21 protein-coding genes are annotated in these 19,142 nt (G+C 32.0%); 7 read left to right on the top strand and 14 right to left on the bottom strand.

From position 1 onward, the window contains the following. Positions 1-11 precede the first annotated feature (11 nt). Genes JAO71_RS05470 through JAO71_RS05490 form a run of 5 tightly spaced genes read right to left on the bottom strand, consistent with a single transcriptional unit; the run spans position 12 to position 3,280 of the window. Positions 12-896 carry a TPM domain-containing protein gene (locus JAO71_RS05470; RefSeq protein WP_317193456.1) on the bottom strand — a complete coding sequence of 295 codons (885 nt, stop codon included), beginning with the start codon at positions 894-896 and terminating at the stop codon, positions 12-14. Next, positions 893-1,336, bottom strand: a complete 444-nt coding sequence (locus JAO71_RS05475; protein WP_028607356.1) for a TPM domain-containing protein — start codon at positions 1,334-1,336, stop codon at positions 893-895. Before JAO71_RS05475 ends, JAO71_RS05470 begins: the two co-directional genes overlap by 4 nt. 6 nt (positions 1,337-1,342) lie before the next feature. Continuing rightward, on the bottom strand, positions 1,343-1,942 hold the full coding sequence (locus JAO71_RS05480) for a LemA family protein (RefSeq protein ID WP_028607357.1): 600 nt from the start codon (positions 1,940-1,942) through the stop codon (positions 1,343-1,345). Positions 1,943-1,979: 37 nt separating this feature from the next. Next, on the bottom strand, positions 1,980-2,309 hold the full coding sequence (locus JAO71_RS05485) for a MerR family transcriptional regulator (RefSeq protein ID WP_028289596.1): 330 nt from the start codon (positions 2,307-2,309) through the stop codon (positions 1,980-1,982). Further along, the gene (locus JAO71_RS05490; RefSeq protein WP_028289597.1) at positions 2,309-3,280 is read right to left on the bottom strand and encodes a M23 family metallopeptidase; all 972 of its coding nucleotides are present in this window, start codon (positions 3,278-3,280) and stop codon (positions 2,309-2,311) included. Before JAO71_RS05490 ends, JAO71_RS05485 begins: the two co-directional genes overlap by 1 nt. A 134-nt stretch (positions 3,281-3,414) precedes the next feature. On the opposite strand from JAO71_RS05490, the gene alaS reads away from it, so the two are divergent. The 3 genes from alaS to JAO71_RS05505 all read left to right on the top strand — a co-directional run bounded on the left by alaS (position 3,415) and on the right by JAO71_RS05505 (position 7,864). Next, positions 3,415-6,030 carry an alanine--tRNA ligase gene (gene alaS, locus JAO71_RS05495; protein WP_202999459.1) on the top strand — a complete coding sequence of 872 codons (2,616 nt, stop codon included), beginning with the start codon at positions 3,415-3,417 and terminating at the stop codon, positions 6,028-6,030. A gap of 29 nt (positions 6,031-6,059) precedes the next feature. Beyond that, positions 6,060-7,004: a GSCFA domain-containing protein gene (locus JAO71_RS05500; RefSeq protein ID WP_202999461.1), complete on the top strand. Its 945-nt coding sequence runs from the start codon at positions 6,060-6,062 to the stop codon at positions 7,002-7,004. 248 nt (positions 7,005-7,252) lie between these two features. Continuing rightward, a complete protein-coding gene (locus JAO71_RS05505; RefSeq protein WP_028607360.1) occupies positions 7,253-7,864 on the top strand; it encodes a DUF4230 domain-containing protein in 612 nt (203 codons plus the stop codon). Here the strand turns inward: JAO71_RS05505 and JAO71_RS05510 are convergent. Next, entirely contained in the window at positions 7,859-8,164 is a 306-nt protein-coding gene (locus JAO71_RS05510; protein ID WP_116824170.1) for a rhodanese-like domain-containing protein, read from the bottom strand. The two genes, JAO71_RS05505 and JAO71_RS05510, sit on opposite strands and share 6 nt — an antisense overlap. Positions 8,165-8,248: 84 nt before the next feature. Here JAO71_RS05510 and JAO71_RS05515 point away from each other — a divergent pair, with 84 nt between their 5' ends. After that, positions 8,249-9,001: an enoyl-CoA hydratase/isomerase family protein gene (locus JAO71_RS05515; protein WP_202999463.1), complete on the top strand. Its 753-nt coding sequence runs from the start codon at positions 8,249-8,251 to the stop codon at positions 8,999-9,001. On the opposite strand, the gene JAO71_RS05520 is transcribed toward JAO71_RS05515, so the two are convergent. Then, positions 9,002-10,762, bottom strand: coding sequence for an aromatic amino acid hydroxylase (locus JAO71_RS05520; RefSeq protein ID WP_116824172.1), 1,761 nt, complete (start codon positions 10,760-10,762; stop codon positions 9,002-9,004). 106 nt (positions 10,763-10,868) lie between these two features. Here JAO71_RS05520 and JAO71_RS05525 point away from each other — a divergent pair, with 106 nt between their 5' ends. Together JAO71_RS05525 and JAO71_RS05530 are read left to right on the top strand one after the other, a co-directional pair. After that, entirely contained in the window at positions 10,869-11,156 is a 288-nt protein-coding gene (locus JAO71_RS05525; protein ID WP_028607363.1) for a Sec-independent protein translocase subunit TatA/TatB, read from the top strand. A gap of 237 nt (positions 11,157-11,393) precedes the next feature. Then, entirely contained in the window at positions 11,394-12,911 is a 1,518-nt protein-coding gene (locus JAO71_RS05530) for a S8 family peptidase (protein WP_202999465.1), read from the top strand. Positions 12,912-12,981: 70 nt separating this feature from the next. Here JAO71_RS05530 and JAO71_RS05535 read toward each other — a convergent pair whose 3' ends face one another. Beyond that, positions 12,982-13,512 (bottom strand): DUF421 domain-containing protein, encoded by a 531-nt coding sequence (locus JAO71_RS05535; protein WP_116824174.1) that lies wholly within the window; start codon positions 13,510-13,512, stop codon positions 12,982-12,984. Positions 13,513-13,696: 184 nt separating this feature from the next. Between JAO71_RS05535 and JAO71_RS05540 the strand changes: the two genes are divergently transcribed. Further along, on the top strand, positions 13,697-14,773 hold the full coding sequence (locus JAO71_RS05540; RefSeq protein WP_236011174.1) for a flavin-containing monooxygenase: 1,077 nt from the start codon (positions 13,697-13,699) through the stop codon (positions 14,771-14,773). Positions 14,774-14,821: 48 nt separating this feature from the next. On the opposite strand, the gene JAO71_RS05545 is transcribed toward JAO71_RS05540, so the two are convergent. From JAO71_RS05545 to JAO71_RS05570, 6 genes are all read right to left on the bottom strand, one after another. Next, entirely contained in the window at positions 14,822-15,115 is a 294-nt protein-coding gene (locus tag JAO71_RS05545) for a hypothetical protein (protein ID WP_116824176.1), read from the bottom strand. A 164-nt stretch (positions 15,116-15,279) separates the two neighbouring features. Beyond that, the gene (locus JAO71_RS05550) at positions 15,280-15,669 is read right to left on the bottom strand and encodes a DUF3037 domain-containing protein (RefSeq protein ID WP_116824177.1); all 390 of its coding nucleotides are present in this window, start codon (positions 15,667-15,669) and stop codon (positions 15,280-15,282) included. After that, on the bottom strand, positions 15,659-16,438 hold the full coding sequence (locus JAO71_RS05555) for a HipA family kinase (protein ID WP_116824178.1): 780 nt from the start codon (positions 16,436-16,438) through the stop codon (positions 15,659-15,661). The genes JAO71_RS05550 and JAO71_RS05555 overlap by 11 nt, the downstream gene beginning before the upstream one ends. An 8-nt stretch (positions 16,439-16,446) precedes the next feature. Beyond that, complete coding sequence (locus JAO71_RS05560; protein WP_116824179.1) at positions 16,447-17,088, bottom strand: O-methyltransferase; 642 nt, start codon at positions 17,086-17,088, stop codon at positions 16,447-16,449. A gap of 91 nt (positions 17,089-17,179) precedes the next feature. Next, positions 17,180-18,265 (bottom strand): amidohydrolase family protein, encoded by a 1,086-nt coding sequence (locus JAO71_RS05565; protein ID WP_202999515.1) that lies wholly within the window; start codon positions 18,263-18,265, stop codon positions 17,180-17,182. Between the two features lie 328 nt (positions 18,266-18,593). Further along, positions 18,594-19,130, bottom strand: coding sequence for a 3-hydroxyanthranilate 3,4-dioxygenase (locus JAO71_RS05570; protein WP_028289613.1), 537 nt, complete (start codon positions 19,128-19,130; stop codon positions 18,594-18,596). Positions 19,131-19,142 lie beyond the last annotated feature (12 nt).

Here is a 19,142-nt window from a genome sequence, read left to right on the forward strand (position 1 = left end):
TTTAATTATAGTTACCAGCCTCCAGAAGCTCCTCCACCTCCAAAGCCTCCACCTCCAAAGCCTCCTCCAAAACCACCTCCAAAGCTTCCGCCTCCTGAAGATCCTCCAAATCCGCCTCCAAAACCTCCAGAATGACGTCTGTAGCTTCCACGACCAGAATTGCTTAAAATTAAGGCTTCTAAAATATCTCTAGTTGTATTGCTTCCTCCACCAAAATTATCGGTTCCATTACCATCACCACGTTTTTTGGATATGGATATAAGAATGATAATAAATATTAGTATTAAAATAAATATAAAACCAACTGGAGTACTTTTCTTTAGACCTTGTCTTGTGCCTTGATATTCGCCTTTTAAAGTGTCAAAAATGGCGTCAACACCATTATTTAAGCCACCATAATAATCGTTACGTTTAAAGTATGGTATAATATCATATTCAATTATTCTAGAAGAGATAACATCCGTTAATAAATGCTCAACACCATAACCAGTAGTAATCATTATTTTTCGATCGTCTCTAGCTAATAGTATAAAAACACCATTATCTTCTTTAGCTTGACCAATTCCCCATTTTTGAGCCCATTGCGTGGCTAGATAATTAATATACTCACCTTGAGTAGATGGTATAATAGCAACAACAATTTGTGTTGATGTTGTGTCAGAGTATTTTATTAGTTTTTTTTCTAACGTCTGCTTTTGACCTTGTGTTAGTAGTCCTACGTAGTCATAAACAGCATCTGGATTTGCTTTAGTTGGTTTGTCAGGTATTTTATATTGTGCAAAAGATAACTGAGTCCCTAAAAATAACAATCCAATTAGCATTAAAAAAGTATGTTTTTTACATGCTGTTTTTCTTGTTTTATTATGAAATGAGGATTGATAAAAATTTATAATCATCCTTTAGATATCGTATTTGGTAACTCATTAATATCATTGGCTTTAATAGGAAAGTGAGTTTTTAACTGTTCTCCAGCATGTAAAATGCCATCTACTAAACCTTGTTTAAATTGTCCATTTTTAAAATGGTTTTGGATAACTGTTTTAGTATCATCCCAAAAATGATCAGGAACCAAGTTATTAATGCCTTGATCTCCATAAATACTAAATTTATGATCGTTTACAGCTACATAAATTAATACACCATTACGGTCTATTGTGTTATCCATTTTTAAAACAGAAAACACTTCTAATGCACGTTGTTCTAACATGTCATTACAAGTGTTTTCTATATGTACACGTATTTCGCCAGACGTTGTGTCTTCAGCAGTGCGTATTGCAGCTACAATTTCTTGTTCTTCAATAGTCGATAAAAAAGATTCTACGTTGTCTGATGCCATGTTTTTTTAGTCAAAATTAAATTCTACCTCAGGTGCATTTTCTGATCCTGGATCTGCTTTGTATCTAGCCATTTCTTCAAAACCAAACCATCCTGTTAAGACACTATTTGGAAATTTAGACGTATAAATATCGTATTGATTTACATCTTGATTATATCTGTCTCTGGCAACATTAATACGGTTTTCTGTACCTTCTTGTTGTTTTATAAAATCTCTAAACTGATCTGTTGTTTTTAATTCTGGGTAACGCTCAAAACTAGCAATTAAGCGACTAAAAGATCCACTAAGTTGAGATTGTGCTTTCTGAAATTTTTCTAAGTTTTCAGGTGTTAAATCGTCAACATTTACATTTACAGAGGTTGCTTTAGATCTAGCTTCAATAACTTCTTTTAACGTTTTTCTTTCAAAATCTGCAGATCCTTGTACCGTTTTTATAACAGTATTATATAAATCATTACGTCTTTGGTAAGTGCTCTCTACATTAGACCAAGACGTTTTTGCATTAGCTTCTAGTGTTACAGCAGTGTTATTTATACCAACAGCCCATTTGTATAAACTAAAGGCTATAATTGCTATAATAATAATTGGTATAAGTAACTTTTTCATGGTAGATGATTTTTTATTTGTGTTTTCTGGTAATTGTTTATAGTTCATTTTTTAATTTTATTAGCTGTGCTTTAACACTTTCCAATTTAGCTATAATTTCAAAATTATCAAGTGTTTTTTTCTTTTCTTCTTTTAAATGAATTTTGGCGCCTTCTAAAGTAAAGCCTCTTTCTTTTACTAAATGATAAATTAACTGCAGGTTTTTAATATCGTCTGGTGTAAATTTTCGGTTACCTTTTGCTGTTTTTTTAGGTTTTAAAACATCAAACTCTTTTTCCCAAAATCTAATTAAAGACGTATTAACATCAAAAGCTTTTGCAACTTCACCAATGGTATAATATCTTTTTTCAGGTAGATCAATTATCATTAATCTAAAGATTGGTTTTCTAAAGAAGCTCGTTCTAACAATTTATTAAACTCTTCAGGAGTTAAACTTCCGTAGTAAAAGTTAATAGGATTAATACGTTGTCCATCTTTAAAAATTTCGTAATGTAAGTGTGGTGCTTCAGATCGTCCTGTACTACCTACAAAACCTATTAAATCTCCACGTTTTACTTTTTGGTTTTTTTGCACATTATATTTGTACATATGAGCGTATAATGAAATATAGCCATAACCATGATTTATTCTAATATGATTACCATAACCAGCCGAGTTGCTGTCAGCACGCTCCACAATACCATCACCTGAGGCGTAAATTGGTGTGCCTCTTGGTGCAGTAAAATCCATTCCCCAATGCATTTTTCTTAATTTGGTAAAAGGGTCAGATCGCATTCCGTATCCAGAAGCCATACGTGTTAAATCTTCGTTACTTACAGGTTGTATAGCAGGTATTGCTCTTAAGAGTTTTTCTTTTTCTTCGGCTAAAATTGCAATCTCATCTAAAGATTTAGATTGTACTACAATACGTTTCAAAAGGTTGTCAATACGCTTGTTACTACTTATTATTAGTTCAGAATTATCATAACCATCCAGTTTTTTATATCTATTAACACCTCCAAAACCTGCTTTTCGTTGTTCTTCCGGAATTGGATTAGCTTCAAAATATAAACGGTAAATAGCATTATCGCGATCTTCAATGTTTGCTAACACAGTTTCGGCTTCAGCCATTTTTTTGTTTAATAAATCAAACTGTAACTCTAGGTTAGTTAATTCGCGCTTCAAAGCTTTTTCTTTCGGAGATTCAAAGTATTGTCCACCTATAAAAACAAACAAAAAAGCAAATAAAGAAGCAGCAATTAATAACAGCGTTATGTACTTAAATGTGCGTCTTTTTTTGCGCTCAATTTTTTTATAAGAGAGCGTTTCAGAATCATAATAATATTTTACCTTACTCATTATCTAACTTTATACTATTTTTGCAATTGTTAAAGCTGAATTTTCAGCGCATTAAAATAGTTAACGAATAACAAATATATAAATTGTTTTAATAAGCGGTAGGCTTAGGTAAACAAGATTATCAACATAGTCCTATGAATTCTCAAGACATACGTACCACATTTTTAAAGTTTTTTGAAGATAAAAAACACAGTATTGTACCATCTGCACCAATGGTGTTAAAGGATGACCCAACATTAATGTTTGTTAATTCTGGTATGGCACCTTTTAAAGAATATTTTTTAGGTAATGCACAACCAAAAAATAATAGACTAACAGATAGTCAAAAATGTTTACGTGTTTCTGGTAAACACAACGATTTAGAAGAGGTTGGTTATGATACTTATCACCATACTTTATTTGAAATGTTAGGAAACTGGTCTTTTGGTGATTATTTTAAAAAAGAAGCAATTGCTTGGGCTTGGGAGTTGTTAACCGAAGTTTATAAAATAGATAAAGATATTTTATATGTTACTGTTTTTGAAGGTAGTGAAGATACAGATAATCTTGATATGGATACTGAAGCTTATGATATTTGGAAACAATATATTAGCGAAGACCGTATTTTAAAAGGAAACAAAAAAGATAACTTTTGGGAAATGGGTGAGCAAGGACCATGTGGACCTTGTAGCGAAATACATGTTGATATTAGATCTGCTGAAGAAAAAGCTAAAGTAGATGGTAAAACTTTAATAAACGAAGATCATCCTCAGGTAGTTGAAATATGGAATTTAGTTTTCATGCAATACAACCGTAAAGCAAACGGAACTTTAGAAGGGCTACCTAACAAACACATTGACACAGGAATGGGGTTTGAGCGTTTATGTATGGTATTACAAAACGTACAATCTAATTACGATACAGATGTTTTTAAGCCTATAATTAGAGAAATTGAAGCCATTACTGGTAAAGATTATGGTAAAGATGAAAAAGCAGATGTTGCTATACGTGTTATTTCGGATCATGTTCGTGCTGTAGCTTTCTCGATTGCAGATGGGCAATTGCCAAGTAATACAGGAGCTGGATATGTTATTAGAAGAATTTTACGACGTGCAGTACGTTATGGGTTTACATTTTTAGATAAAAAAGAACCTTTTATTTACAGATTGGTAAATGTCTTGACTGAAAAAATGGGTCAAGCTTTTCCAGAGTTAAAAGCTCAAAAACAATTAATAGAAAACGTAATTAAAGAAGAAGAAGCCTCTTTTTTACGTACCCTAGATCAAGGTTTAGCTATATTAGATCGTATTGTGGACAATGCTACAGATAAGCAAGTTTCAGGATCAAAGGTGTTTGAACTTAAGGATACCTATGGTTTTCCTGAAGATTTAACAGATCTAATTTTACGAGAAAAAGGATTTTCTTATAATAAGGGAGAATTTAATAAGCGTTTAAAAGAACAGCAAGGTCGTGGTCGTGAAGCCTCAGAATTAAAATCTGATGACTGGACTATTTTAATCGAAGATGAAGAACAAGAATTCATAGGCTATGATCAGCTAGATGCTAAAGTTAAGATTACAAAATACCGTAAAGTTGTTTCTAAAAAGGAAGGGACAATGTACCAATTGGTATTTAATTTAACACCTTTTTATGCTGAAGGAGGAGGTCAAGTTGGTGATAAAGGATATATACAATCTAGTAATGGTGACGTGTCATACATTGTAGATACTAAAAAAGAAAATAACGTAATAATACATTTAACCAAAGAGCTTCCAAGTGATGTTAATCAAACCTTTGAGGCTAAAGTAGATGAAAAACAACGTTACAGAACAGAGTGTAATCACACAGCAACTCACTTATTACACCAAGCATTAAGAGAGGTTTTAGGTGATCATGTAGAGCAAAAAGGTAGTGCAGTGCACTCAAAGTATTTACGTTTTGATTTTTCTCATTTCTCTAAACTAACTGTAGATGAGTTACGTGATGTAGAAAACTTTGTTAATGCACGTATCGAAAGTAAATTACCATTGCAAGAAGGACGTAATGTACCAATGGAAAAAGCAGTAGCAGAAGGTGCTATGGCTTTATTTGGAGAAAAATATGGAGATGCAGTACGTACAGTACGATTTGGTCAGTCAATAGAATTATGTGGTGGTACGCATGTTAAAAATACAGCCGAAATTTGGCATTTTAAAATAGTATCAGAAGGTGCTGTTGCTTCAGGTATACGTCGTATAGAAGCAATTACTAATGATGCTGTTAAGTCTTATTATCATGAAAACAACAGAGCGTTTTTTGAAATGAAAGACTTGCTTAATAATGCAAAAGAGCCTATTAAGGCATTGCAAAATCTTCAAGATGAAAATTCTAGTCTTAAAAAGCAAATAGAACAATTGTTAAAAGAGAAAGCAAAGAATATAAAAGGAGAGCTTAAAAATGAGATTACTGAAATTAACGGAGTTAATTTTTTAGCTAAAAAATTAGATCTTGATGCGTCTGGTATAAAAGATTTATGTTTTGAACTAGGTAGTCAGTTTGATAATTTATTTTTATTATTTGGAGCAGAAAATAACGGTAAAGCCATACTGTCATGTTATGTGTCTAAAAGTCTAGTTGAAACAAAAGATTTAAATGCAGGAACAATTGTTAGGGAATTAGGCAAACACATCCAAGGAGGAGGTGGTGGACAACCATTTTTTGCAACAGCAGGAGGAAAGAATCCAGCAGGAATCAAAGATGCTTTAGAAGCAGCTAAAGGGTATATTGCTTAACCTAATTAAAGCATATATTAGATTTGATTATGAATCTACACACCAAAATACCACTAAAAAAACAAGACAAGAACCTAATAAGTTACAACACAAAGGTGTTTCTTTTAGGGTCTTGTTTTGCTGAAAATATTGGTGATAAATTTGAGTATTACAAGTTTCAAAATTATGTCAATCCTTTTGGTATTTTATTTCATCCTATAGCTATTCATAACCTTGTAACTAAAGCTTTACAAGGTAAAAAGTATACAGATGAAGACGTGTTTTTAAACAATGAACAGTTTCATAGTTTTGATGCACACTCCAAGTTAAGTCAGTCTACCAAAAGTTTAATATTACATCAGCTTAATGCAGCATCACAAAAAACAGGACACTATTTAAAACAAAGTTCACATGTTATTATAACTTTAGGTACTGCATGGGTTTATAAATATTTAGAAACTAATAAAGTGGTTGCAAATTGTCATAAAATTCCGCAACAGCAATTTAAAAAACATATATTAAGTGTTCAGGATATAGTCCATGCTTTACAATCTATTATAAGTCAAGTTAAGCAAGTAAATCCAAATGTTAATTTTATTTTTACCGTCTCGCCAGTAAGACATATTAAAGATGGTTTTGTTGAAAACACACAAAGTAAATCCCATTTAATTACAGCAATCCATCAGGTGTTAGATAATCAATCACACTACTTTCCGTCTTATGAAATTATGATGGATCAGTTACGTGATTATCGTTTTTATAATGACGATATGATACATCCATGTAATAAAGCAGTACAATATATTTGGGATAGTTTTAAAGAGGTGTGGTTTGATGATACTACTGAAAAAACAATGCAAACTGTAGCGCTTATTCAAAAAGGATTACAACACAAGCCATTTAATGCTTCGTCTGAAGCGCATATCAAGTTTTTAGAGCAGCTAGTTGCTAAACAAGAGCAATTACAAAAACAATTTCCTTTTATAAAATTTTAGATATCAGACAGTTATGCTTGTTTATGACGGTAGGTTGTTTTAATTTACAGCTAATTAATATTCATTTTATCGAAAAAAAAGGTGTTAATATTATATTATTACTAATTTGGTCATGCTATTAATCAATATATTCAAATTAACACCAACTATTTAACTGCTCTTGTAGTTACTTCTTGGTGTTTTTTTCTTAATTGTATTTTAACTTCACTTTATTAGATAAATTAGTAATCTAATAGTACATTTATATCATGCGAAAAATTATTATAGGAATCGTCATTGCATTTGTGGTGTCTTTCATTTTAAAAAAATGTACAGAAGGTAGTGCAGACAAAACAGTTATTAGAGAGCACTCTGCATTAATTGAAAAACAAATAAATAACGTTGGTAAACTAGTTGTAACAGAAGGCTATTTTAGTGATGCTTATAGTTATAAAAGTTCAAAAGCATTATTTGCAAACTTGACTTCAGATAAGCAAGCTTTAGTAATTGTAAATGCAGAAGTTACTGTAAGTTATGATTTAAGTAAAATTGAATACCAAATAGATAGTATTAATAAAGTTTTAAAGATTGTAAAAATCCCTCAGGAAGAATTAAAGATCTATCCTGATTTGGAATATTATGATGTAGAAAGTGGTTATCTTAATGCTTTTAATCAAGACGATTACAATAAGATAAAAGAAACAGTGACTATAAGAATTAGAAAAAAAATTGAAGCTTCAAACTTACGTTTAAATGCCAAAAACAGGTTGATTAGTGAGTTGTCTAAATTTTATATTTTAACCAATAGTTTGGGTTGGACATTACAGTATAATGACAGTACTATAGATACACAAGATAAGTTAGAGCGTTTTAAACTATAGCTTTTTATACAAACTTTGCCATCCACCACCATTAGTTACTTCTATACCATTACTACGTAAAATAGAAGCAGCACTACCAGATCGCATTCCGCTAGCGCAACAAGTAATTACAGGTTTTTTCCAAGCTTTAATTTGATTGATTTTTGCTTGAACTTGTTGTAAAGGTATGTGTTTTGATCCTGGTATGGCACCAGAATCATATTCTGCTTTTGAGCGTACATCTAAAATAATGGCATCACGATCAGTAAAGTCTTTGATTTTATTGGCTTTATTTCCAAAAAGAAAACTAAAAAATCCCATAGTAAAATTGTTTATTACAAAGCTACTAATTTGAAACTTAAAAATCCTTAAATTTGTTTAACTTCAATTTAAAATAAGCAGTAAATGTCTCAAACATACGTTAAGCAAACCATTGAAAATAATATTGGTTACATCACTTTTTTTACACCAGAGCATAATGCCATGCCAAGTCCAATTTTAAAACAATTGGAACAAACTATCATCAATGCTGGTCAAAATAATGACATTAAAGTTATTGTTTTAAAAAGTGGAGGAGAGCGTACGTTTTGTGCAGGAGCAAGTTTTACCGAGTTAGTTGCTATTGATACTCTTGAGGATGGTAAACTTTTTTTCTCAGGTTTTGCTAATGTTATTAACGCAATGCGTAATTGCCCAAAGTTAATTATTGGACGTGTGCAAGGTAAAGCTGTTGGAGGCGGAGTAGGTTTAGCAAGTGCTACAGACTATTGTTTGGCAACTAAATATGCTGCAATAAAATTATCAGAAATAAGTATTGGTATTGGGCCATTTGTTATTGAGCCTGCTGTAAGCCGAAAAATTGGTCAAACCGCTTTTGCAGAAATGACCATTAATGCAGAAGCGTTTTATGATGCAAATTATGCAAAAGCAAAAGGACTGTATGCTGATGTTTTTGAAACTGTAGATGCTTTGGATATAGCAGTACAAGAATTGGCATTAAAACTAGCCTCATATAATCCAGATGCACTTTTAGAACTTAAAAAAGTGCTTTGGCAAGATACCAATCATTGGGATACGTTACTTATAGAGCGTGCTCAGATTAGCGGAACATTAGTGCTAAGTAATTTTACAAAGCAAAAGCTGGATAGTTATAGTTAACTAAACAGCTATTTCCTGACTAGCAATTTTAATACCATCATCAATTAAGTGTCCAACTTCTGGACGGTTTTGTTTGATGGTTTCAAGGTGAGCTAAAATACTATCACATAATTCGTTTTCATTACCTTTTTTAGCAAGTTCAAACAGCTCAACAGGTAATAACCAATCCATAGGAAAACGATTTACTAACTGTTCTAAAACTTTAGTTCTAGACACTGTTTGGTTAGTCCCTTCACGATATTCACGTACTTGTTTGTATAATTCAATAAGCTCTAATTTTTCAGGAGACTTTTCTTCTTGTATTGTTGTACTACTAATTTTATGTGTAATTAAATCAAAACTATGTAGATCTGCAGGTCCAGAGTAACCAGAAATAACCTCTTTACCAACAGCCATATCATATTGTCCCCAAGAAGGTTCAAATAATACAGTGTCTTTATATGTTACAGTACAGTTTTTAAAACTTATTAATATAATTTTACCCTGTAGGTTTCGTGTACCAGTTATAATGTCTCCAGTAACAATAATATCACCTTCAAACTCTAAAGTAACCGTTTCACCTTCATAAATATCATAAGCGCGTAAATCTCTAGGCGACATGTCTTCAATAGCAAGATTAATACCTTTAAGTTTTCCAACAGGCGAACCAAAACCATCAGCATGCTCTAAAACACTGTGTCCTACCAATTCTTTATCTCTGTTAGCCAATGCAGTTTGTCCTGTAGTTTGTATGTAGCTAACCTTTCCGTTATGCTCAATCATATTAGTAAACACACCAGATATTTGTAAGCCTGTACTCAGCTCAATGGTTCCTAAAGCCTGACTTTGTATCAATTTATTTATAGCACTAGGTCCACCAGTACGTAAAGCCATAGTGTTAGCAAATGACTCTAACACTAAACTAAGGTGCGCAAAATCAGGAGTGACATAAAGTTGAGGTTGTGGTTTTGTAATGTCAAAATTCTGAAAAGTAGAAGCTATAGTATAAGGTAATTTTTTAACTTTATCAGTCATGCACCAAGCGCTTTCACCAATAGAAGATAGCAAACCAGCACCATAAATTTTAGGATTTTCAACTGTACCAATCAGTCCATACTCAACCGTCCACCAATGTAAATTTCTTATCAAAGCCATTTCACTAGGTTCACCCATATTGTTTTGCAAATCTTCCACCTTTTTTTCTGCTAGATCAATAGCATCTTGAGGTGTGTTTGGGGCTTCTTTTATAATAGATAAATGTCGTACAGCCTCATATAATTCATAATCTTTAGCACTACTAATTGCCTTACAACCAATCTCACCAAAACGTCTTAAATATTCAGCATACTCAGGATTAGCAATAATTGGTGCGTGGCCAGCACCTTCATGTATAATATCAGGAGCAGGAGTGTACTCTATATGTTCTAATTGTCTAATATCACTAGCAATAACCAACACATTATAAGCCTGAAATTCCATGAATGCATTTGGAGGTATAAAACCATCCACAGCAACAGCAGCCCAACCAATAGCTTTTAAAATACGGTTCATACCATACATATTTGGTATCGCATCTACATTTATACCAGTTTGCTGTAAACCATCCATATACGTACTATGTGCCACTTGGCTTAAATAATCCACATTTTTACGCATTGCATAACGCCAAACAGCTTGATCAATAGCAGTATAATCCTCATAATTTTGAGGCTTTATAAACTGTCTTAAATGCTTAGGTAAACGATCCAGTATAGGATTAGATTCAATATTTTTAAACTTCATTGGTATAAATTTCAAGTGTTGTAAAAATACAAAAAACGTACTAAAAGACTCTTAAAAAAAACAGTAGTTTAACTAAACAATCAAAACAACTTAGTATATTTGTACTATGATTACAACAGCAACATTTTTATTTATAAGTGGAGGAGAAATATTTTTTATTCTGCTTATCGTTGTTATGGTTTTTGGAGCTAAAAATGTTCCTGAAATTGCTCGTGGTTTAGGTAAAGGTATGCGTCAAATAAAAGATGCAACCAATGATATTAAAACCGAAATCACAAAATCTGCAGAACGTAACGGTTTGGATACTAGTATCACTGATGGCGTAAACGAAGAACTTAAAAAAGTTAAAGACGATCTAGAAGAGTTTACAGGATCTGTACGTCGTAAATTATAATTTAATCTTAATTGTTTTGGCGTTACCACAAGGGTCGCGTCATCCATTATATCTTTTTTTGCCATTTATGGCAGCAAAAAAAGGATGCCATTTCTACCGCTAACGCATTACCATGGTCTTTAAGACAGTGTCAAATTATTATTAACTTTACTTTAAAGTTGTTAATTTGATAAAATTATCAGTCTTTTTTTAGGAAAAATTTATATATTTAGATTTCAACCTAAAATTATTAATAAAATGAAAAAACCATTACTTAAACTATCCGTACTTATGGTAGTTTTTACAATGTTTAACGCATGTCAGAAAGAGGATTATCAAGAACTACCTCAAGAGCAAACTATTGATTACGACCAAAAAGAAGCTTTATCGGTTTCAGAAATTAATGCCATTATCAATCAAAGTTTAAATACCACTGGGACTTTTAATTGGAAAGATGTACACTCACACACTTTATGGAGTGCAGTTGTAAGAGGTAACAATATCTTAACTATAGGTTACGGAGAGGAAGGTCAAAGTTTTTCCGAAATAAAAACCTCAGAATTAAAAGCTACTTTGTCCAATCTTGTTCAAGTAGTAGAAGCTAACGAAGATTATAAAAGTAGTCAAGAAACTTTGGTAGAACATGATATTATTAATGTCATAGATGTAAAGGTAGAAAATTATCAAACCATTAAAGCTTTATTACAATCTGATGGTGTTAGGTATTTAGAACCTAACGGTTACAATCAATATGAAACTTTAAGTAATGGAAGATCAAGTTCTGGATGTGATAAAAATGCAGACAGTATTAATTCGGCACATTACACAACAATAAGTCCTAATGACGCACAAGTATCTTGGCATTTTAATGCGACTAATATTCCGTCTGCTTGGAATTATAGTACAGGAAACGGAGTTACTATTGGATTAATAGATACAGGTGTGTCTGCTTCTCAATCACTATTAAACGGAAACGGATTTAAAGATGGCTATTCATCTAATAGTCGATACATTCAAAAATACGGAACGTTTATAGATTCAAATTGGTGGTGGTCAGATAATTATGATGGACCACATGATAAGTGTGGACATGGTACAGCTATGGCATCCACTATGGCAGCTCCACGTAATGACAATGGTATGCCTGTTGGTGTAGCTTACGATGCTAATTTGGTAGCCTATAGAGCAACAGAAGATGTTTTATTAAATGACTATCATGAACGTAAAGGTGTCTCTGAAGCGTTAACCCAATTAGGTAATAGAAGTGATGTTAAAATAATATCTATGTCTATTGGTTACTTATGGTCTATAGGTAATATAAAGGATGCTGTTAAGTATGCTTACAGCAAAGGAAAATTAATTTTTGCAGCAGGTGGAACTTCGACAAGTTTTACCAATGGATATGGAGTGATTTTTCCAGCTACTATGAGTGAGACTGTTGCTGTAACAGGAGTAGATGATGGACCGAACTATGAAAGATGCGAAACTTGTCATAGTGGAAGTAAAATAGATTTTACCATTATCATGGAAGGTAACAATAATACAAGTAAAGCTCCTCCAACATTAGGATTTTATGATGGAGACAGACGTTATACTGGAGGATCTTCTGTTGCAACAGCAACAACAGCTGGTATTGCAGCCTTAGTTTGGTCTAGATATCCAAGTTGGTCAAGAACACAAGTTTTAAACAAACTAAAACAATCTGCAGAATTTTATCCTAACAAAAATAGCAGTTTTGGTTATGGTAATATAGATGCTTTACAAGCAGTTCAATAAAAACAGTAAGTGTTAATTTAATAAGCCTCTCAAAATCTTGAGAGGCTTTTTTTTTGAAATAGCGATATATTTATGGTTTTTCTCTTACATCTTCAAGTAAAACGTTATTAAGACTTGTATCGTCACTGCCAGAAGATTTATGCAATACAGATATGTCTCCTGTTGATTCTAAAACAACTGCTTCAATTTGATTAAAATCTAATACATTGGCTTCCCTTAATTTCGCAATTAATTGTGGCTTTTCAATTCTAGCATATTTTAAATTGTCATACAAAATAGTTTTTCCTTTCATTAATAATAAAGGTTTGTTAGATATAATTGAAGAAATAAACGAGAATTTTTTCTGTAAAAAAGAAAAAATATAAGTCAACACTAATAAACTAGCAATTGCAACAGCTCCATGAGTTAATGATGTACTTGATGTTAAAGTCGAAGAGATAATACTACCAATAGCAATTGTAAATGCAAAGTCATAAGCTGTAAATTTAGCAAAAGATCTAAGACCAATAATACGTGTAATTACGATAATTACAATAAATAAAATTAAGCTTCCTGCAAGTGTTTCTATTAGTGGGTCGTTGATAGAGTATATCCATTCCATAAATTAAAATTTAATATGTTTTAGTAGTTAATACATTGGTTTTTTTTTAAAATATCAATTAATTAACTGTTTAAAGACGTTTTTTTTGACTTTAAGAAAACATTAATATTAGATAAAATAATGAAGTTTCAATTTTAAAGTAATCCATAGGTATTTAATTAGCAATAATTAGTCAGTTGTATATATGTTTTTACTTTTGCAGAAAACAATAAGTTTAAGGATGGATTATGTGATTATTGGAGGTGCACAAGCAGGATTAGCTATGGCTTATCATTTGCAAAAAATGAATAAACAATTTATAGTGCTTGATGGTCAGTCTCAAGTTGGTGCCTCATGGTTAAATCGTTGGGACTCGTTAAAATTATTTACTCCAACAGAGTATAATCATTTACCAGGTTTAAAATTTGATGCACCTAAAGGTCATTATCCTTCTAAAATTGAAGTCGCTAATTATTTTAAGACTTACGTCGAAAAATTTAGCATTCCTATGCAACTTAATACACATGTAACAGCAATTAATAAAACCGAAAACGGATTTGAAGTTATACACAAAAACGGAAGTATTAAGGCTAATAATGTTATAGTTGCAACTGGACCATTTCATATACCATATACACCACCTTGTCATACAAAAATTGAAGATTCAACTTTGCAAATGCATAGTAATTATTATAAAGGCACACACCAATTGCAGTCTGGTGACGCTTTGGTAGTTGGAGGAGGAGATAGTGGTTATCAAATATTAAATGAGATTTCTAAAGACCAATCCAGAACAGTATTTTTTTCCGGAGATACTAAAGTCAAATCTTTGCCACAACAGTTTTTAGGTAAAACATTATGGTGGTGGTTTACTAAGGTTGGTTTTTTAAGTTATAATAAATACAGCTGGATAGGAAAAAAAATAAATAGATCTACACAGCCTGTTATTGGTACAGATGTTAAGGGTATATTGTCTAGAGATAATGTGATACCTGTTGGAAGAACTAAGGATGCTTTGAATGATCAAATTATTTTTGAATCTACTAAAAAATCATCTATTAAAAATGTAGTTTGGGCAACAGGTTATCGTCCAAACTTTAAATGGATACATGGTTTAGAGTTGGATGCAGACGGTTACCCTAAAAATTACAGAGGTGTAAGTAATATGGACGGTTTATATTTTATTGGTTTACCTTGGATGTTTACTCGAGGTTCTGCTACTTTAGGAGGTGTCAGTAAAGACGCTAGTTATTTAGCAAATGTTATAAATGGTAAAAATTAAATTTTAAGTATTTGTTTATTTAAGCAAACTCAAAATTTAATAGAGCCTTTATTTGTTATAAAGCTCTGGCGTTACAGAAATTTCCATAGTAAAAACACCGTCTTTATCGTAATACCTATAGTCTAAGCTTATATTATTATCACGATACGTTTTTAAATCAGGACTGTTTTTTACATTTTCAATAATATTAGGTCTTATGTACTTATTTACGGTGTCCATAACAACTTCAGATTTTTTGGTGTCTAAAAGTGTATAGTGATAAATAAAATTAGTTTTCCCCTTAGAAGACGTACTGTCTAGTCTAGTGTATTGGTCAATTGCTATAGGTGTTTGCTTGTTCATTTCTATTGCAACCTTTTTTAATTCTGCAGCAATGTCTTTTTTAAATAGTTGCTTAACACCATAAAAGGAGATTAAAAATGCAATAATACCAACTAAGATTCCTAGAATATTAGCTTTCTTTTTTGATTGAATTTTAGTTATTAAAATATGAGTAATTGTTTAAGTTATTTACACAGCACATAGTTGTTAAAAATATGTTCTAATTCTTTTTCGGGATTATTAGTTAATCCAGAATGAGTTTTAGAGCTTTGTATTACAGTACTGCGTGATGCTGCTAACCATCTAAATCTGTCTGATAATTCAAACTGTCCAATCTTTCCGCTTGATTTATCTCCTTTACAAATTAATTCCCAAGACTTTAAATAGGTATTTAAGTCTTCCATATTTAATTCGCATGCAAATGCAGCTAATTTAGTCTTGTCTATTTTAAATTTAACGTTTAGATATTTTTTTCTTTTAGAAAACAATATAACACCAATGTTAAAAAACTCTTCACGTTCTACTTTAGGGACAAGTCTAATAATCGCGTATTCAAAAGTAACTTTATCTTGCATCTTCCGCTTCTTTAACTAGTGAGTTTATCTTTTCAAGTCTAGAGTTTAAATACGTTTTATAAGCTTCTCTTATTTGATCTGGTGTAAACGTGTCAGATTCGTTTATTAGCCAATCTTCAGGAATAGTGTTTATAATTGTATTGATAGTATTACTTGTTAGTGTTGAGGTAATATGTAGTGATGCTTCGTCTAATTTTGTCGCACGATCTAGTAAAACATGATCTTTAATTAAAGGAAATGTACGTGTTAAATGATTCTCCCAAGTATCCCAATTATGATGAAAATAAAAACTTGCACCATTGTCAATTACCCATAATTCTTTATTCCAATTAAGTACATTTGGGTTTTTAACTGTTCTGTCAATGTTACTAATAATACTATCTAGTAATACCACTTTAGAGGCTGTTAAAGGGTCTGCAACAGAAGCTAAGGGGTCAAAAGTAATAGAGCCACTTAAGTAATGTAAACCTAGATTTAAACCGACGCTAAATTTTAATAAATCTTGTATTTCTTCATCAGGTTCGGTTTTACTAAACGAATCATCTAAATTCATAAACACCAATTCTGGAACTTTTAGTCCAATAGCTCTTGCTAATTCGCCACCAATAAATTCAGCAATTAAAGCTTTTTTTCCTTGACCAGCACCTCTAAATTTTAAAACGTATAAAAAATCGTCATCTGCTTTTACAATTGCAGGTAAAGAACCACCTTCTCTTAAAGGTGTGATGTATTGTGTAACATCAACGGTTCTTATTTCTAATTTATTCATTGGTATTTTTATATTTTTCGGCTAATGGTTAAACCATCTCTTATAGGTAGTAAAACGGTTTCAATTCTTGGATCCTCTTTTAAAAGTGTATTGAAATCTAAAACAGCTTTTGTAGATACATCTTTGTCGTTTAAGGGTTCCACAACTTTTCCATGCCATAAAACATTGTCTGATAATATGATTCCGCCTGGATTTAATTTGTCAATTATTAAATGAAAATAATTGACATAATTAGGCTTATCAGCATCAATAAAAACTAAATCAAAGGTTTTATTCATATCAGGAAGTATGTCCATTGCACTTCCCAAATACTGATGTATTTGTTTTCCATAGTCAGATTTATCAAAGTACTTACGCTGAAAATCTTCCAGCTCTTCATTAACATCAATGGTGTGTATTTGCCCTTCAGGGTGTAAACCTTCCGCTAAACAAAGTGTCGCATAACCCGTAAAAGTGCCAAGTTCTAAAACAGATTTTGGCCTAATTAATTTAGAAATCATGCTTAAAACACGACCTTGATACGGCCCACTAAGCATAATAGGTTGTAATATTTTTTGGTAAGTTTCTCTAGTCAGTTGTTGTAATAATTCTGGCTCATCCTGACTGTGAGCTACAACGTAGTCGTCTAATTTTTCGGGTAAAAAATACATGGTATTGTCTGGTCGAGCGCAGTCGAGACCTTTCTATTATATATCATTAAAAATAAAAACACTCTCGACTGCGCTCGAGGAGATCTTTTTATTATCCTAAAATTCGTTTTACTAATTTGTCCTTAGCATCTTGGTCATCACCACATAACCATTGGATCACGTTATCTTCCCAAATAGCATCTCGTTCGGTTTCGGTAATAATTTGTCTTTCCATAGCTAAATCTAATATTTTTCCAGGATAAGAACTTTGTTTCTCACTTTCCATTTCGCCTAAAGGGTATGGATCATCAAGTCCCATTAAAACTTGTTTAGAACCTTGATTACGCAATAATAGTTCTAGACCTCCAGTATCATGCACTAAAGTATCAAAAAAGATGTTTTTATGTCCAACTGCTTTTCTTGGATGACTTTTACCTTCAAATAAATCCGGTCTTCCATCAAAGCCTTGAATACGTCGTCCTAAGTTAATCTGAGCTAACTGTCCACCATGAGCAAAGCAAGTACGCATATTAGGGTATTTATCTTGATAGCCATTTAGGGTTAAAAAATGATAAGCATCTGCACATTGCGCCAACATCCAAATTAAGTGAAAACGCCAAGAAGTGTTTTCTAATTTTATAAACTTTTCGCCATCATAAGGATGAATTTCTACTGCTAAATTATATTTGTTTGCTAGTTCAAAAATAGGTTCGTTTTCTTCATCAAAAATACAACGCCAAGTTCCAATAGTATCCATATAATGTGTTGGAAGACATAGTAATCTCATACCTAGTTCCTCGACGCAACGTTCAATTTCCCAACAGGCACCTCTAACAAAACCAGGATGTACAACAAATCCACAAGTAAATTTACTAGGGTTTTCGCGTTGTACTTTTGCGTTAAAATCGTTTTGAAAACGCAAGGCTTGTTTCATCTCATCAACACGTAAGCCATTTCCATATAATTGAGATAAGTTTAAAACAACAGCGTGATCAATTTTATTACGTTGCATCCATTCTAACTTTTCGTTTAAGAAAAAACTAGAATCGGTTATAGGTCTGTTCCAATCTTTTTGAAGCATGAATTTTCGGTCTTTATCAACCCAAAAAATACCTTTGTCTTGCATAAACTGAGGAATTTGCTCTGGATATGGCAATAAGTGTGAGTGACCGTTAATTCTAAGTTTACGTTTTTCCATAAGTTTTGTCATTGCGAATCTTTAGATGTGGCAATCGTTGTCTTAAATTATTTATTCTATTCATTTTGCCTTGATGCATTACTGAATTTAAAACACAGTTTTAAATGAAAGTACATTGCGGATCAAAACAAAAAAATCAAATTGTAATGATAAAATTCCTGCTGTACATTCATTCTCGGAATTGCGTGCTTAAAGCTTCGCTTTGCAGTTTTTTTCCTTCACTCATTATTTCTGCATTTCAATGTTCAATTTTACAAATTGATTTGGGACTTTCAATTAAGCTAATGTTATTTTTAATCCCAACTTTGTTGCTTTTGCTAACTGCTAATTAGTTTTCTAACTTAACCTTTTTTGGTGGTTCCATAATTTCACCACAATTAGGGCAAGTACGTTTGTCCAAATCTCCATAATATTTATCGAATATTTTTGGCATATCAGTTTCAATATTTTTTACTGTAAAATCTTCTTCATATAATTTAGTAGTACAGTTTTCGCAAAACCAAAGTAAGGCATCTTGTACTCCTTTTTCTCTTGGATATTCAATAACTAAACCAACAGTGTTAGCTCCACGTTGAGGCGAGTGTGGTACTTTTGGAGGCAACAAAAATATTTCACCTTCTTTAATGTGTATGTCTTTTGGCACACCTTCATCAATCACTTTTAAAACAATATCACCTTCAATTTGATGAAAAAACTCAGGTGTTTCGTTATAATGGTAATCCTTTCTATTATTTGGTCCACCAACAACCATAACAATAAAATCACCATCCTTCCAAACCACTTTGTTTCCAACAGGTGGTTTTAAAAGATGTCTATTTTCTTCAATCCAAGCTTTAAAATTTATAGGTGGAAATAATTTACTCATGATACAAATTTT

It is taken from the genome of Olleya sediminilitoris (assembly GCF_016785945.1).
GTDB lineage: Bacteria > Bacteroidota > Bacteroidia > Flavobacteriales > Flavobacteriaceae > Olleya > Olleya sediminilitoris.